Annotated in this window: 13 protein-coding genes; 12 read left to right on the forward strand and 1 reads right to left on the reverse strand. The window is 58.5% G+C overall.

Annotated elements, in window-relative coordinates:
• Positions 1–75: 75 nt before the first annotated feature.
• The 10 genes from BW958_RS03425 to BW958_RS03470 all read left to right on the forward strand — a co-directional run bounded on the left by BW958_RS03425 (position 76) and on the right by BW958_RS03470 (position 9,379).
• The gene (locus BW958_RS03425) at positions 76–1,242 is read left to right on the forward strand and encodes a nucleotide sugar dehydrogenase (protein ID WP_076574328.1); all 1,167 of its coding nucleotides are present in this window, start codon (positions 76–78) and stop codon (positions 1,240–1,242) included.
• Positions 1,243–1,323: 81 nt separating this feature from the next.
• Positions 1,324–2,322 (forward strand): NAD-dependent epimerase, encoded by a 999-nt coding sequence (locus tag BW958_RS03430; RefSeq protein ID WP_076574329.1) that lies wholly within the window; start codon positions 1,324–1,326, stop codon positions 2,320–2,322.
• A gap of 157 nt (positions 2,323–2,479) precedes the next feature.
• Positions 2,480–2,884, forward strand: a complete 405-nt coding sequence (locus BW958_RS03435; RefSeq protein WP_076574330.1) for a type VII toxin-antitoxin system MntA family adenylyltransferase antitoxin — start codon at positions 2,480–2,482, stop codon at positions 2,882–2,884.
• Positions 2,877–3,296 carry a type VII toxin-antitoxin system HepT family RNase toxin gene (locus BW958_RS03440; RefSeq protein WP_076574331.1) on the forward strand — a complete coding sequence of 140 codons (420 nt, stop codon included), beginning with the start codon at positions 2,877–2,879 and terminating at the stop codon, positions 3,294–3,296. The genes BW958_RS03435 and BW958_RS03440 overlap by 8 nt, the downstream gene beginning before the upstream one ends.
• Positions 3,297–3,441: 145 nt before the next feature.
• Entirely contained in the window at positions 3,442–4,062 is a 621-nt protein-coding gene (locus BW958_RS03445; protein WP_076574332.1) for a YceH family protein, read from the forward strand.
• Positions 4,063–4,207: 145 nt separating this feature from the next.
• A complete protein-coding gene (locus BW958_RS03450; protein ID WP_076574333.1) occupies positions 4,208–5,626 on the forward strand; it encodes a sigma-54 dependent transcriptional regulator in 1,419 nt (472 codons plus the stop codon).
• A 130-nt stretch (positions 5,627–5,756) separates the two neighbouring features.
• Positions 5,757–6,794 (forward strand): sensor histidine kinase, encoded by a 1,038-nt coding sequence (locus BW958_RS03455; RefSeq protein ID WP_076574334.1) that lies wholly within the window; start codon positions 5,757–5,759, stop codon positions 6,792–6,794.
• The gene (locus tag BW958_RS03460; RefSeq protein WP_076574335.1) at positions 6,791–8,134 is read left to right on the forward strand and encodes a sigma-54-dependent transcriptional regulator; all 1,344 of its coding nucleotides are present in this window, start codon (positions 6,791–6,793) and stop codon (positions 8,132–8,134) included. Before BW958_RS03455 ends, BW958_RS03460 begins: the two co-directional genes overlap by 4 nt.
• A 77-nt stretch (positions 8,135–8,211) precedes the next feature.
• Positions 8,212–8,976, forward strand: coding sequence for a Nif3-like dinuclear metal center hexameric protein (locus BW958_RS03465; protein WP_306169657.1), 765 nt, complete (start codon positions 8,212–8,214; stop codon positions 8,974–8,976).
• A 67-nt stretch (positions 8,977–9,043) separates the two neighbouring features.
• Positions 9,044–9,379: an Hpt domain-containing protein gene (locus tag BW958_RS03470; protein WP_076574337.1), complete on the forward strand. Its 336-nt coding sequence runs from the start codon at positions 9,044–9,046 to the stop codon at positions 9,377–9,379.
• A 16-nt stretch (positions 9,380–9,395) separates the two neighbouring features.
• Here BW958_RS03470 and yvcK read toward each other — a convergent pair whose 3' ends face one another.
• Complete coding sequence (gene yvcK / locus BW958_RS03475; RefSeq protein WP_076574338.1) at positions 9,396–10,304, reverse strand: gluconeogenesis factor YvcK family protein; 909 nt, start codon at positions 10,302–10,304, stop codon at positions 9,396–9,398.
• 67 nt (positions 10,305–10,371) lie between these two features.
• Here yvcK and BW958_RS03480 point away from each other — a divergent pair, with 67 nt between their 5' ends.
• Complete coding sequence (locus BW958_RS03480) at positions 10,372–11,562, forward strand: FIST signal transduction protein (protein ID WP_076574339.1); 1,191 nt, start codon at positions 10,372–10,374, stop codon at positions 11,560–11,562.
• Between the two features lie 17 nt (positions 11,563–11,579).
• Positions 11,580–13,667, forward strand: a complete 2,088-nt coding sequence (locus BW958_RS03485; protein ID WP_076574340.1) for an ATP-binding protein — start codon at positions 11,580–11,582, stop codon at positions 13,665–13,667.
• Positions 13,668–13,814: the final 147 nt, after the last annotated feature.

The raw sequence follows: 13,814 nt of genomic DNA on the forward strand, positions 1-13,814 counted from the left end.
TAGCGGGCGTTTTCCAAGGCGGCCGCCCAAAGATGGGGAGGCTGGCCACACTGATACGAATAACAAGGGTGTGAGATGAAAATAGCGATTGCCGGAACCGGCTACGTCGGTCTTTCCAATGCCATGCTGCTGGCCCAGCATCATGAGGTGGTGGCACTGGATATCGTGGCCGAGAAGGTCGAGATGCTCAACCAAGGGCGCTCGCCCATCGTCGATCGGGAGATTGAACAGTTTCTGACCCGCAGCGATCTGAATTTTCGCGCCACGGTTGAGCCTGAAGAGGCCTATCGTGGCGCCGAGTTTGTCATCATCGCGACGCCCACCGACTACGATCCCGAGACCAACTATTTCAATACCCGCTCCGTTGAGACGGTGGTGCGTGATGTCATGCGCATCAACCCCGATGCAGTGATGGTGATCAAATCGACCATCCCGGTCGGTTACACCGAGAACCTCAAGCAGGAACTCGGTTGCAGCAACCTGATGTTTTCACCGGAGTTCCTGCGTGAAGGTCGTGCCCTGCACGATAACCTCTATCCGTCGCGCATCATTGTCGGTGAGCGCTCCGACCGGGCCGAGCGCTTTGCTGGCTTGCTCAAAGAGGGCGCCATCAAGCAGGACGTGGCGGTACTTTTTACCGACAGCACCGAAGCCGAAGCGATTAAGCTGTTTGCCAACACTTATCTCGCCATGCGGGTGGCGTTCTTCAACGAGCTCGACACCTATGCCCAAACCCATGGGCTCGACAGCCGGCAGATTATTGAAGGGGTGGGACTGGATCCGCGTATCGGTAGCCACTACAACAACCCTTCGTTTGGTTATGGCGGCTACTGCCTGCCCAAAGACACCAAACAACTGCTGGCTAACTACGCCAATGTCCCCAACAACCTGATCCGTGCGATTGTGGATGCCAATACCACACGCAAAGACTTTATTGCCGATGAAGTGATCCGTCGTCGTCCCAAGGTGGTCGGTGTTTATCGCTTGGTTATGAAATCCGGCTCGGATAACTTCCGGGCCTCGGCGATTCAGGGCGTGATGAAGCGCATCAAGGCCAAAGGGATCCAGGTCGTGGTCTTTGAGCCGGTCCTTAAAGAGGCGGAGTTTTTCAACTCGCAAGTGGTCAACGATCTTGAGGCCTTCAAGGCCATGTCCGATGTGATCCTCTCCAACCGGATGGCAGATGAACTGGCCGATGTGGCAGACAAGGTCTTTACTCGCGATCTGTTTGGCAACGACTGATCTGGTTTGTGCGCCCCGCACTCGTTAAGCCATTGCGGGGCGTCGCCACAGGGTGCGTGGCACGAGACAGGAATTAATAACATGAAATACCTGGTGACCGGCGCGGCCGGTTTTATCGGTTTCTTTGTCGCTTGCAGATTATGTCGTGAGGGGCATGAGGTGGTCGGGATCGACAACCTCAACGATTACTACGATGTTAACCTCAAGCTGGCTCGATTGACGCAACTCGAGGCATTACCCGGTTTTCGGTTTGTTCGGCTGGATTTAAGCGATCGCGCTGGCATGGCCGCGCTGTTTGCGGCTGAGCGCTTCGAGCGGGTGATCCATTTGGCCGCTCAGGCGGGCGTGCGCTATTCGCTGGATAATCCGTTTGCCTATGCCGATAGCAACCTGGTCGGGATGCTCACCGTGCTGGAAGGATGTCGCCATACTGGCGTCGGGCATCTTGTCTATGCCTCGTCGAGCTCGGTGTATGGCTTAAATGGGGATATGCCGTTCAAGACCACCGATGCGGTGGATCATCCGGTGTCGCTCTATGCCGCGAGCAAGAAAGCCAACGAACTGATGGCGCACTCTTACGCCCATCTGTACGGCATTCCCACCACGGGCCTGCGCTTTTTCACCGTCTACGGTCCGTGGGGCCGGCCGGACATGGCGTTGTTTAAATTCGTGCGGGCGATTTTAAACGGCGAGCCGATTGATATTTACAACCATGGCGACCTGTCCCGTGATTTCACCTACGTCGATGATATCGTCGAAGGGATATTGCGTGTGGCCACCCTGCCGCCTGCCGGTAATGCAAGCTGGCAAGGGGAGGCAAACAGCAGCTCTGCGCCCTATCAGCTCTTTAATATCGGCAACGGCAGTCCGGTGCGATTGCTCGATTTTGTCGATGCCATCGAGCGCGCGGTGGGTAAACCGGCTATTCGCAACATGCTGCCGATGCAGCCGGGTGATGTGCATGCCACCTGGGCCGATACCAGTGACCTGTTTGCCATCACCGGCTATCGACCGCAGCACGCGCTGCAGCAAGGGGTGGATGCCTTTGTTGCCTGGTACCGTGATTACTACCAGATGTGATGGGTCAAGTCTGTGGTTTTGAGGAGCGAGGAGGCAAATGCCTCCTCGTTGCGTTTGTGCCCCATAAACGCAACGGTTTAAAGTTGTGGTATCTTGCCACTGAGTTCACAGCTTAGATCGCATTGGCGATGTAGCTATGTGTTAGCAATGAGGGGTCATGAGCAAACCATCCAACCCGCAGATTCTGGCCGACGTGCAAGACCTGCTACCCGATGTGCAATTTGTATATTTGTTTGGCTCGCACGCAAAAGGGGTGGCAACGGCGCACAGCGATATCGATATTGCTGTGCAGTCGTTAGCTCCGCTCGCGTCACTGCAACGCTGGGAGATTGCTGAGGCGCTGGCGGCGCGCTGGGGATGCGATGTGGATCTGGTCGATTGTCTGCAGGCCTCGACGGTATTACGCTGGCAAATCGTTCAGGATGGCTGCTGTTTATTTAGCGTTGGCGGCGCGGCAGCGCAATTTGAGATGACCACGCTCTCGATGTATCAGCATCTACAACAGGAGCGCTCGGCGATTCTGGAGCAGTGGTCGCAAGGCCGGGGTCAACAACATGCATGATGTGCTGCTTAATAAATCCGCCACCATAGCGCGGTGTTTGCGCCGGATCCGTGAGGAGTTTTCCGACGAGGCCTTGTTTAGACATAATTTCACTCAGCAAGACTCGGTGCTGCTAAATCTACAACGAGCGTGTGAAGCGGCCATTGATATTGCCAATCACTTGATCCGCGAGCATCGGTTGGGGATCCCGCAAAGTAGCCGCGATAGCTTCGCTCTGCTTGCTCGTGAGCAGTGGATTTCAGGCGAGCTGTCCGAGCGCTTGCAGAAAATGGTAGGGCTTCGCAATATTGCCGTGCACGACTATCAGGCGCTCAACCTGGATATTGTTATTTTTGTGATCACTCATCGGCTGGTTGATTTTGAGCAGTTTGTGCAAGTGATCCTCGCTCGGCAAACGCCTGCCATCCCATAAAGGCATGGCGGCAGCCCTATGATGGTTTCAAGCCTGTTTAGCCAGTAACCAAACCCGCCGCCAGCTCGCAAAAGCCGCGTCTGGCGCTGGTCAAGCCTGAGTGCGCTGGCTAGGATGGCATGAGTTATTGCAAGGAACGTGACTCATGGAACAGATGTTGAGCCCGCTGGAAGCCCGCGTTATCGGCTGCCTGATCGAAAAAGAAGTCTCCACGCCCGATCAATATCCCCTCTCTCTCAATGCGCTGGTCAATGCCTGCAATCAGAAAAGTAACCGTGAGCCGGTCATGGGGCTGGGCGAGCGGGAAGTGCAATCGGTGCTTGATCTGCTGATTGCCCGTCGTCTGGTGAGCAATGTGGCCGGTTTTAATGCCCGGGTTGCCCGTTATCAACACCGCTTTTGCAATACCGAGTTTGGCGATCTGCGCTTTTCTGCCGGTGAGTTAGCGGTCGTCTGCGAGCTGTTGCTGCGCGGTGCGCAAACCCCCGGTGAGCTGCGCTCTCGCACGCCGCGCCTGCATGCCTTTGACGATGTCACCCAGGTGGAAGCCGTGCTCGAGGCTCTGGCTGCCAGAGGGCACGTCGTGCGTCTGGCCCGTGAGCCCGGTAAGCGCGAATCGCGTTATGCCCATCTCTTTAGTGGTGAGCCACAGGCTCCGGTGGCAGCGGCCCCGGCTGGCGATCGCCTGGCCGAGTTGGAGGCTGAAAACGCCCGTTTGCGCGCCGAGGTGGCCGAACTCACTGCCAAGCTTGCTCAATACGAATAAAATCAAAATGTTAACAAAGCCCGCGCTGCGGGCTTTTTCGTTTCTGTCACTGTCATTTTTTTGGCGTTTCAGGTTGCGAGGTAGCGATCGGACCATTACACTTCCGGTCAGATGTTGTCGTACGACCTGAAACAAGGAAGAAGCAATGCTCGATCTGTCCATCCTGATCGTCGATGAGAGTGGCGAGCGCCGCGCCCAAGTGGGCAACCTGCTCTCGTTTGTGGGGGCGGCCTGGCAACAGGTGACTGAAGAAGATCTCGAGGTCGCCATTGAGGCTGCGCCCGTGCAAGGGGTGATTATCGGGGCATTGCAGCAACACTCGCTGGAGACGCTGCTCAAGCGTTATCCGCATACACCGTTCTTGTCACTGGTCGCGGCGCAAGGGGAGCAGAGCAATTTTATCGGTGTGCTCGATGCCCCCTATGACTACGAATCCCTCACTCGCGCACTGCACTTTATCCAGGCATTTGGCTCCTTGCATCCCCGTGAACAGCAGCATGACAAGGGGCAAACCCTGTTGCGCCTGTTGGTGGGCAAAGGCAAGGGTATTCAGGAGGTGCGTCGTCTGATTGGTCAGGTGGCCAGCACCGAAGCCAACGTGTTGATCCTCGGCGAATCGGGCACCGGTAAAGAGGTGGTGGCGCGCGCCATTCACGAACTTTCGCCGCGCAGTAAAGGGCCGTTTGTGCCGATCAACTGTGGTGCCATTCCCGGTGAGCTGCTGGAAAGTGAACTGTTTGGCCATGAAAAGGGCGCCTTTACCGGCGCAATTGCGGCGCGGCGCGGCCGCTTTGAGCTGGCGCAGGGCGGGACGCTGTTTCTCGATGAGATTGGTGACATGCCGCTGCAGATGCAGGTCAAACTGCTGCGAGTGCTGCAAGAGCGCCAGTTCGAGCGGGTCGGTGGCGGCAAGGCGCTGGATGCGGATGTGCGCGTCATCGCGGCAACCCACCGCAACCTGGAAGAGATGATCCGCCTGCAGAGCTTTCGTGAAGATCTCTACTATCGCCTCAATGTCTTTCCCATCGAGACGCCGCCGCTGCGCGATCGGGTCGATGATATTCCGCTTTTGCTGCAAGAGCTGCTTGGGCGTCATACCGATCAGCACAAGGCCTGGATCCGCCTGACCCAGCGCGCCACCGAGTCACTGATGCAATACCACTGGCCGGGCAACGTGCGAGAGCTCTCTAACTTGGTTGAGCGGCTGCTGATCCTCTATCCCAACCGCATTGTGGATGTGGCTGATCTGCCGAGCCGCTACCGGCTGCTAGAGAGTGAGTTACCGACGCCGGAGCAGACCGAATGGGACGAGCGCGAGGCGCTGGCTGCCGTATTCCAGGAGCCGCCGCAGATCGATGCGCTGCCGGCATCGCCCATGACGATGCAGCTGCCCCCGGACGGCATCAACCTTAAAGAGATGCTGGCGGATCTGGAGATTGAGCTTATTCGTCAGGCGCTGGAATCTCAGGATGGGGTGGTGGCCCGGGCGGCGGATCAGCTCGGCATGCGCCGCACCACGCTGGTTGAGAAAATGAAGAAATATGGCATGACCAAGGATCTCTGATCCTTGGCTACTGCCCACAGCAAGGTCAAAAACTTGACTGCAACGATTGCAATTAATTGATTTAATTGGTTATTTTTGTTTGGCATGGTAATTGAATAACCTGGCTCATCCGTCTTAATGAGCCAGGTTTATGACCATGCAGACACTCACCGCCATTGAATCGACCCCTGCCTATCGCCAGCTCGATGCCATTTTTGCCACGCTGCCCACTGGCGTGTTGGTGCTCGATGATGCAGGCGTGGTGCGTCGTGCCAACCCTGCCGCCATTGCGCTGCTCGGCGAGCCCCTGGAAGGCGCGCTGTGGCGTCTGGTGATCCAGCGCTGCTTCCAGCCCCGTGAAGACGATGGTCATGAAATCTCCCTGCGCGATGGTCGCCGGGTACAGCTCTCCACCCAGCCGCTGAGCGATCAGCCCGGCCAGCTGGTGTTTATCAACGATCTGACTGAAACCCGCCGCTTGCAAGATCGCCTCAATCACATGAAGCGTCTCTCGGCGCTGGGCAATATGGCGGCTAAGCTGGCCCACCAGATCCGCACGCCGCTCTCGGCGGCCATGCTCTATGCCGCCAACCTCGGTAACCGCACCCTCAAGCCTGAATCCCGCAGCCAGTTCCAACAAAAATTGGTGGACCGGCTGCAAGATCTGGAAAAGCAGATCAACGACATCTTGCTGTTTGCCCGTAGCGGGGAAAATCAGGTGGTCAGCGCCGTCTCGTTGCAAGAGTTGCTGGCGCAGGTTGAAGCGGGCGCAGAAGCGTTTTGCGAGCAGCAAGGTTGTGAGCTGCAGGTGCAGTGCCCTGATGAGCCGCTCTGGCTGATGGCCAATAGCAATGCGCTCTCGGGCGCGATTAACAACCTGATCGCCAACGGCCAGCAGGCGGGTGCCAATCGCTTGGTTCTGAGTGCCCGTCGAACCGGTAGCCGCGTCGAGCTCTGCGTGCTCGATAACGGTCGCGGAATTGCGCCCGAGCAGCAGCGGCGTGTGTTTGAACCCTTCTTTACCACTCGCGCCCAGGGCACCGGCCTTGGGCTGGCGGTGGTGCAATCTGTGGTGCGCTCCCATCAGGGCGAGGTCAGTGTGGCCTCGGCGCTGGGAGAGGGTACCTGTTTTACCCTGTCATTGCCGCTGCATGAGGTGGCTGACGCACGTCTTGGAGGTGTGGCATGAGTCAGGCACGTATTCTGGTCGTCGAAGATGATGGCGGCCTGCGTGAAGCATTGGTCGATACCTTGCTGCTCGGTGGTTATGAGTGCCGCGAAGCAGACAGTGGCGAGCGCGCGCTCGTGCAGCTGTCGCGTCAGTCCTTTGACATGGTGATCTCCGATATTCAGATGGGTGGCATGGATGGCCTTACCCTGCTGCAAACCATTCGCCAGCAGTACCCGCAAACGCCGGTGCTGCTGATGACCGCTTACGCCAACATTGATGGCGCCGTGCGTGCCATGCGTGAGGGGGCGATTGACTATCTGGCCAAACCTTTCTCGCCCGAGGTGCTGCTCAATCAGGTGAGCCGTTATGTCCCGGCCCAGCGGGTGGAAAAGCGCGCCGTGGTGTATGGCGATCCGCGCAGCGCCGAGCTGTTCCAGCTGGCGGCCAAGGTTGCCAAGAGTGAAGCCACCGTCATGGTCAGCGGCCCAAGCGGTACCGGTAAAGAGGTGCTGGCACGCTATATCCACGATCAGTCAAACCGCGCCGAACAGCCGTTTGTGGCCATCAACTGCGCTGCGATTCCGGAAAACATGCTCGAAGCCACCCTGTTTGGTTATGAAAAGGGGGCCTATACCGGCGCCGTGCAAGGCTGCCCTGGCAAGTTTGAACAGGCGCAGGGTGGCACCCTGCTGCTTGATGAAATCACCGAGATGGATTTGGGCTTGCAGGCCAAGTTGCTGCGGGTGTTGCAGGAAAAAGAGGTGGAGCGCCTCGGTAGCCGCAAGATGATCCCGCTCGATGTGCGGGTGATTGCTACCAGTAACCGCGATCTGAAAAAAGCGGTTCAAGAGGGTAATTTCCGTGAAGACCTCTACTATCGCCTCAACGTGTTTCCGCTGCGCTGGAGCGCGCTCTGCGAGCGGCCCGGCGACATTTTACCGCTGGCTGAGCATCTGCTGGCGCTGCATGCCGCCGAGCAGGGGCTGGCGCTACCGAAAATCGACGAGGCCGCCTGCGAACTGCTGCAAGAGTACAGCTGGCCGGGTAACGTGCGCGAGTTGGCCAACGTCATTCAGCGCGCCTTGATCCTGTGCGATGGGCAGTGGATCCGCGAGCGTGATCTGATTTTGGAAGAAGAGGACGAACGCTTCGAGTTCGAGGCGGGCGGCAGTCGCGCCCCCGGCATGGAGCGCCTTGGCAACGAGCTCAAGCAGCAGGAGCACCAGATCATCCTCGATACCTTGCAAGTTTGTCAGGGGAGTCGCAAAGCGGTGGCCGAAAAACTCGGCATCAGTCCGCGCACTTTGCGCTACAAACTGGCCAAAATGCGTGAAGCCGGCATCGACGTTCCTGCCTGAGGTGGTGGCGCCGGCGCGCCTCGCTTATCATGTCTCTCTGGATTCATGCGGCCCGGCTAGCCCGGGCCCGGGGAGAGATGATGTTAAGCAACAGCAAACTGGAAAACCTGCTCAATCAACTGCTTGAGTCTCATGCCATCAAGGACTATTGCCCCAATGGTCTGCAGGTCGAGGGGCGAGCGCGCATTCGCCGGGTGGTCACCGGTGTCACCGCCTGTCAGGCATTGATCGACAAAGCGGTCGAGTTAGAAGCCGATGCCATTTTGGTCCACCACGGTTACTTCTGGAGTGGTGAGCCTTTGGTGCTCAAGGGCATGAAGCAGCGCCGCATCAAAACCCTGCTGACCCACGATATCAATCTCTACGCCTACCATCTCCCGCTCGACGTTCATCCTGAGCTTGGCAATAACGCCCAACTGGCCAAACTGCTTGGCATCACTTTGCGCCGTGGCCTGGAGCCTTGGAACAGCAAGAGTGTGGCCATGGTTGGCAAACTCGATACTCCGATGAGCGGCGCCGCACTGGCTGAGCGTATCGCGCAGGCGCTTGGTCGCACACCGCTACACTGCGGCGAATATGGCCCAGAAGAGATCCGCTCGGTGGCGATCTGTACCGGTGGTGGTCAGAGCTATATCGCGCAAGCGGCAGAGCAGGGCATCGATGCCTTTATCTCGGGTGAGGCTTCCGAGCAGACCATTCACACTGCCCGCGAGGTGGGGATGCACTTTTTTGCGGCCGGTCATCACGCCACGGAACGCTATGGCGTGCAGGCACTCGGTGAATGGCTGCGGCAGACCCACGGTCTGGATGTTATCTTTGTCGATATCGATAACCCGGTTTAAGGACGTTGTTGCCACGTCCGCTCTTCATCAGGACGGATGGGCTTCACCACGAATGCAGGAGGCAGAGATGGAAATCCTCAACCGCCAGACGCTGGGACAACTGGAGCAGGATGTGGGCAGCGAGATGCTGCCCGTGGTGATCGGGGTATTTCTCGACGAGGTCGGGCGCCAGCGCGAGCAACTGCGGCTGTTGCTTGCTGAAGGGCGGATAGAGGAGCTCGGGCGTCTGGCGCACAGCCTAAAGTCGTCATGCGGCAGCTACGGCGCTGAAATCTCCCGCGAGCAGGCGGCGACGCTGGAAGCCGCCTGCCGGCAGGGTCAAGCTGATCAGCTGGCCTCGCAGGTTGAGGGGCTGTTTACCTCACTCGAAGCAGTACTGGCGCTGCTGGCAACCTACCGCTAGCCAGCGCGTTATCCATTCACGCTGATCGGGCGCGGCTCACCAACTCGGCCAACGCGGCCTGCAGTTTTGCCCGATCATGCCGGTGGGAGAGGCCCTCTTCTCCCAGCGGTTGTTGACTCACACGATCATCCCAATCCCCGGCCTCGCAACCCGGCGGCGCCAAAATGGCATCCAGCCGTCCCCGTCCCAGTTTGCTTTCCAGCCAGCGGCACTGCTCACTGAGCGACAGTTGCCCAGCCGGCCCCTCTTCCTTGACCAGATTGCTGATAAACATCACCGGCGCCCGGCTGTGGCTGATGGCTTCACACACCTCGGGCAGCAGCAGGGGCGGCATGATTGAGGTAAAGAAACTGCCCGGGCCGAGCAGGATCAACTCGGCGTCGATCAGCGCCTGAGCCGCTTCACGGGTTGCGGGTACTGGCGGATGCAAAAATAGCGAGGTCGGCGGCGTGTCGAGCTCATCGACCGACACTTCCCCGATGATGTGGTGTCCGTGCGGCGTGCGGGCGCAGAGATCGGTGGGAAACTCGGACATGGGCAGCAGGTGGCTTTCGATACGCAGCATACCGCGAATCAGACTAATGGCATCGAGCGGTCTGACGCAGAGGTTATCAAGCGCCAGTAACATCAAATTGCCGAGGTTGTGACCCGCGAGCTCTCCCTGACCGCCAAAGCGGTATTCAAACAGCATGCTGCCGGTACTGGGCTGCGTCACCAGTTGATTGAGGCAGTTACGAAGATCGCCCCAGGCGATGCAATCCTGATTTTTACGAAGGCGTCCAGTCGAGCCACCGTTATCGGTGGTGGTCACAATTCCGGTGAGACGCGGCCCGAGAAACGAGAGGGCGGAGAGAACGCGTCCCATACCGTGGCCGCCGCCTAGGGCGACCACTTTTTGTAAAGTCTCTAGTCGATGTGTTGGCATGACTGCTCACTATTGCCTGCGACCATCTCTGTCGCTACTTGTTGATTTTGGTACGGTTTATGCTTCAATGCCCTATCAGCACGAGGGCTTCATTTTGAATTACATCACAGCGCATGCCAACGATGAGCATCCAGAGTTAGCGGCGCGTCACATCATTGACCAATTATCTGCTGTGTGTGCTACGGCACCATCCCTGCTGCTGCTCTATTTTTCCTGTCAGTACGACGGTGAGGTGCTGCGCACCGCCTTGTGCCAGCACTTTCCAACGACGCCCCTGATGGGCTGCACGTCATATCAAACTGTGCAATCGGAGCAAGGTGCCAGTCATGGGATCGCCGTGGCCGCCTTTTATGATGAGCAGGGCTCTTATGGCGTCGCTGGCGGCGCAGGCCCTGACGCCGATGTGCGTCAATTGCTGCGCCAAGCGATGGCAGCGTGTGGCCGTCCGGGCGAGTTGCCTCACCTGGTCTTGCTGCATACCAGCCCCGGTGGGGAGGAGAGTCTGCTGGCCCAGATCGATGCCGAGCTGGGGAGCACGGTACCGGTGATCGGCGGCTCTGCGGCCGATAACAGCTTAACCGGTGAGTGGCAGCTCTGCTGGCAGCAGCAGACCATGCACGATGGCATCGTGCTCGCGGTGTTTTATCCCGATTGCGAGTTAGTGTTCCAGTTTCATTCCGGCTACATGCCTACCTCGAACCGCGGCACCATCACCGAGGTGGATGGGCGCGAGGTGGTGACTCTCGACGGGCGACCGGCCGGGGATGTCTACCAGCAGTGGCTGGGACGGGCTTTGGAAGAGGGGCCCATCCTGTTTGAAACCACGCTATATCCCCTCGCGCGGCAAGTAGGTGAGATGTATGGCATGCCCTATTTCAAGCTCTCCCATCCGGAGGCCATTACCGAGCGGCGTGGGCTGCGCCTGTTTACCGATGTGGCGCCGGGCGAGACGTTGACCCTGATGCAGGGCTCAGAGCTCGGTTTGCTACAACGCAGTCTGCAGGCCGCCCGTATCGAGCCCGATTACGGTATGCCGCAGGATCTCTATCCACTCGGCGCACTGATCGTCTTTTGTGCCGGTTGCCGGCTAGCCCTCTCAGAGCGGGTGGACGATATTGCCAGCCAGTTTAACGAGCGCCTTGGCGGGGTGCCTTATATCATGCCGTTCACCTTTGGTGAGCAGGGCCGCCTGCCGCAGGGAGAATTGGCACACGGTAATCTGATGATCTCCAGTGTGATATTCTGTAAGGGGAGATAACTGACGACGAGGCAGGGATGACGCAGGACGATACCCTGGAAACACTGGGTGACAAGCTGCAAGTGGCATTGGCCGAGCTGGCGCGTAGCCAGGAGCGGGAAAATCACTATCGCAGTGAGTCCGATACCCTGCTCAAAGGGGTGGCAACACTGGCAGGCGCCCAGACGCTCGAAGAGGTGCTGGCCAGCCTGATTGAGGTGCTGCGCCCCTTTATCGGTTTTGAAGCCGCCGTGGTGCTCACCGCCGGTAGCAACGACTGCATTCCCATTCTCTGCTCTGACCCGGATCCGGTACCGGTTCGCTGGCCCAAGGGGCGCGCCTTCGAGCGGGCCTTAAGTGGCGAAACCCTGGTGTTGTACGAGCCTTCCCTGTTACCCGAATTTGCGCCGGTCGAGCAGGACGCGCGCTGGCGCTGTGTGCTGCTCACCGGTCTGACGGCGCCCGGATTCGAAGGGCTGTTGTTGTGCCGGCACAGCGCACCGGGTGGGCTTGATTTGAAAAGTAAGGCGGCGTTGCAGCGCTGCCGCCCGCTTATCTCCCAAGCACTGGTCAACATCGCCTATCGCAGTCGGCTGCAGGAGCAGGTGCACCTGCAAACCCAGGCACTGCATGCCAGTGAGCAGCGCTTTCGCAGCTTTGCCAACATGACCTCGGACTGGTTTTGGGAAAGTGATGAAGCGCTGCGTTTTCGTTACATCTCCACGCCTGACCAAGGTGAACCGGCGTTAAGCCAGGGACTCATTGGACATAGCCTGTTTGATTTGGCCCTGATCCCCCATGAAGGCGAGCTCGATTACCGAATTCAGATTGAGCGGCGCGAGCCGGTACGCGGCCTGCGCGCCGCAGTGCAGCGCAGCGAAGGGCTGGTGTGGCTTGAAATCAACGCCGATCCCAGTGTCGATGGCTTTGGCCAATTTGAGGGATATCGCGGTACCGCCCGCGATATCGGTTATCAGATCCGCCGCGAGCAGGAGCTCTCCGCCGCCCGTGACAGTGCCCAGGCGGCGAGTCAGGCCAAATCCCGTTTTCTGGCCATGATGACCCACGAGATCCGCTCACCGATGAACGCGGTGCTGGGAATGCTCGATCTGTTGCACAGTGCGCCGCTGGCCGATGAACAGCGCACCCTGCTCGGTTACGCCACCCACTCGGCCAAGTTGCTGCAAACCATCATTGATGATGTGCTGGATTTCTCCAAAATCGAATCTGGCACGTTGGAAATTCATTGCGAAGAGCTGGATATTCGTTCCATCTGCCACGCGCTGCTTGAGCCGATGCGAACTACCTGTGACGAAAAATCGGTCGCGCTTAATCTGCAGATTGCAGAGAGTGTGCCCGAGCGGCTCTACGGCGATCCGGTGCGTCTGTCTCAGATCATCAGCAACCTGCTGTGTAATGCGCTCAAATTCACCGAGCTGGGATCTATCTGCCTGCGGCTGGACTGGCATGGCGGGCGGCTGCGTACCGAGGTAGAGGATAGCGGTATCGGGATTGCCTCGGATGATTTGGGCCACCTGTTCGAGCCATTTGTGCAAGGGGATAACTCGGCGTCCCGCCGCTTTGGCGGCACCGGATTGGGGCTGGCCATCTGTAAGCGGCTGGTTCATCAGATGGGCGGTGAAATTGGCGTGCACAGCCAAGTCGGGCAGGGGAGCTGCTTCTGGTTTGAACTGCCCAATCTGGCGCTGCCCTGCAAGCAAAGTGATGTCAAAGAGGATGCGCCCGAGCAGGTGTGGCCGCTGGATGTGCTGGTGGTCGAGGACAGCCATATCAACCAGCTGGTGGTTTCTCTGATGCTGCAGCGACTGGTGCGTCAGGTAAGGCTGTGCGACAACGGTATTGAGGCGCTGGAGCAGGTTGCCGTTGCTGCGCCAGATCTTATCCTGATGGATATGCGCATGCCCGAGATGGATGGCATTGAGGCGACCCGTCAGCTGCGGACTCGCGGCTTTACCGGCATCATAGTGGCGCTGACCGCCAATGCCATGTCTGAAGACCGTGAGCAGTGTCTCTCTGCCGGTATGGATGACTTTCTGGCTAAACCGATTAGCCTGGCGCAGCTCAAGCGCTGTATCGAGCTGCACTTTCCCCCTCAAGGGAGCTGACTGTTACGACGGTCGGCTCTTTTTTCTCTGCCCTTGTTCCATCGCTGATTGCCGAGCCCAGAACGCTGCAGGTAAAAAAAATGGCCAACCGGGGAGGTTGACCAATTCTTCAGCAAATACTGAAGAGAGCACGGGATAAATCGGGTT

The organism is Aeromonas sp. RU39B, from assembly GCF_900156095.1.
Taxonomy (GTDB): Bacteria; Pseudomonadota; Gammaproteobacteria; order Enterobacterales; family Aeromonadaceae; genus Aeromonas.

Bases quoted from the DNA above. Each gene is read 5' to 3' on its own strand.
- BW958_RS03425 (WP_076574328.1), top strand. From the start codon at position 76: ATGAAAATAGCGATTGCCGGAACCGGCTACGTCGGTCTTTCCAATGCC.
- BW958_RS03430 (WP_076574329.1), top strand. From the start codon at position 1,324: ATGAAATACCTGGTGACCGGCGCGGCCGGTTTTATCGGTTTCTTTGTC.
- BW958_RS03435 (WP_076574330.1), top strand. From the start codon at position 2,480: ATGAGCAAACCATCCAACCCGCAGATTCTGGCCGACGTGCAAGACCTG.
- BW958_RS03440 (WP_076574331.1), top strand. From the start codon at position 2,877: ATGCATGATGTGCTGCTTAATAAATCCGCCACCATAGCGCGGTGTTTG.
- BW958_RS03445 (WP_076574332.1), top strand. From the start codon at position 3,442: ATGGAACAGATGTTGAGCCCGCTGGAAGCCCGCGTTATCGGCTGCCTG.
- BW958_RS03450 (WP_076574333.1), top strand. From the start codon at position 4,208: ATGCTCGATCTGTCCATCCTGATCGTCGATGAGAGTGGCGAGCGCCGC.
- BW958_RS03455 (WP_076574334.1), top strand. From the start codon at position 5,757: ATGACCATGCAGACACTCACCGCCATTGAATCGACCCCTGCCTATCGC.
- BW958_RS03460 (WP_076574335.1), top strand. From the start codon at position 6,791: ATGAGTCAGGCACGTATTCTGGTCGTCGAAGATGATGGCGGCCTGCGT.
- BW958_RS03465 (WP_306169657.1), top strand. From the start codon at position 8,212: ATGATGTTAAGCAACAGCAAACTGGAAAACCTGCTCAATCAACTGCTT.
- BW958_RS03470 (WP_076574337.1), top strand. From the start codon at position 9,044: ATGGAAATCCTCAACCGCCAGACGCTGGGACAACTGGAGCAGGATGTG.
- yvcK (WP_076574338.1), bottom strand. From the start codon at position 10,304: ATGCCAACACATCGACTAGAGACTTTACAAAAAGTGGTCGCCCTAGGC.
- BW958_RS03480 (WP_076574339.1), top strand. From the start codon at position 10,372: ATGCCCTATCAGCACGAGGGCTTCATTTTGAATTACATCACAGCGCAT.
- BW958_RS03485 (WP_076574340.1), top strand. From the start codon at position 11,580: ATGACGCAGGACGATACCCTGGAAACACTGGGTGACAAGCTGCAAGTG.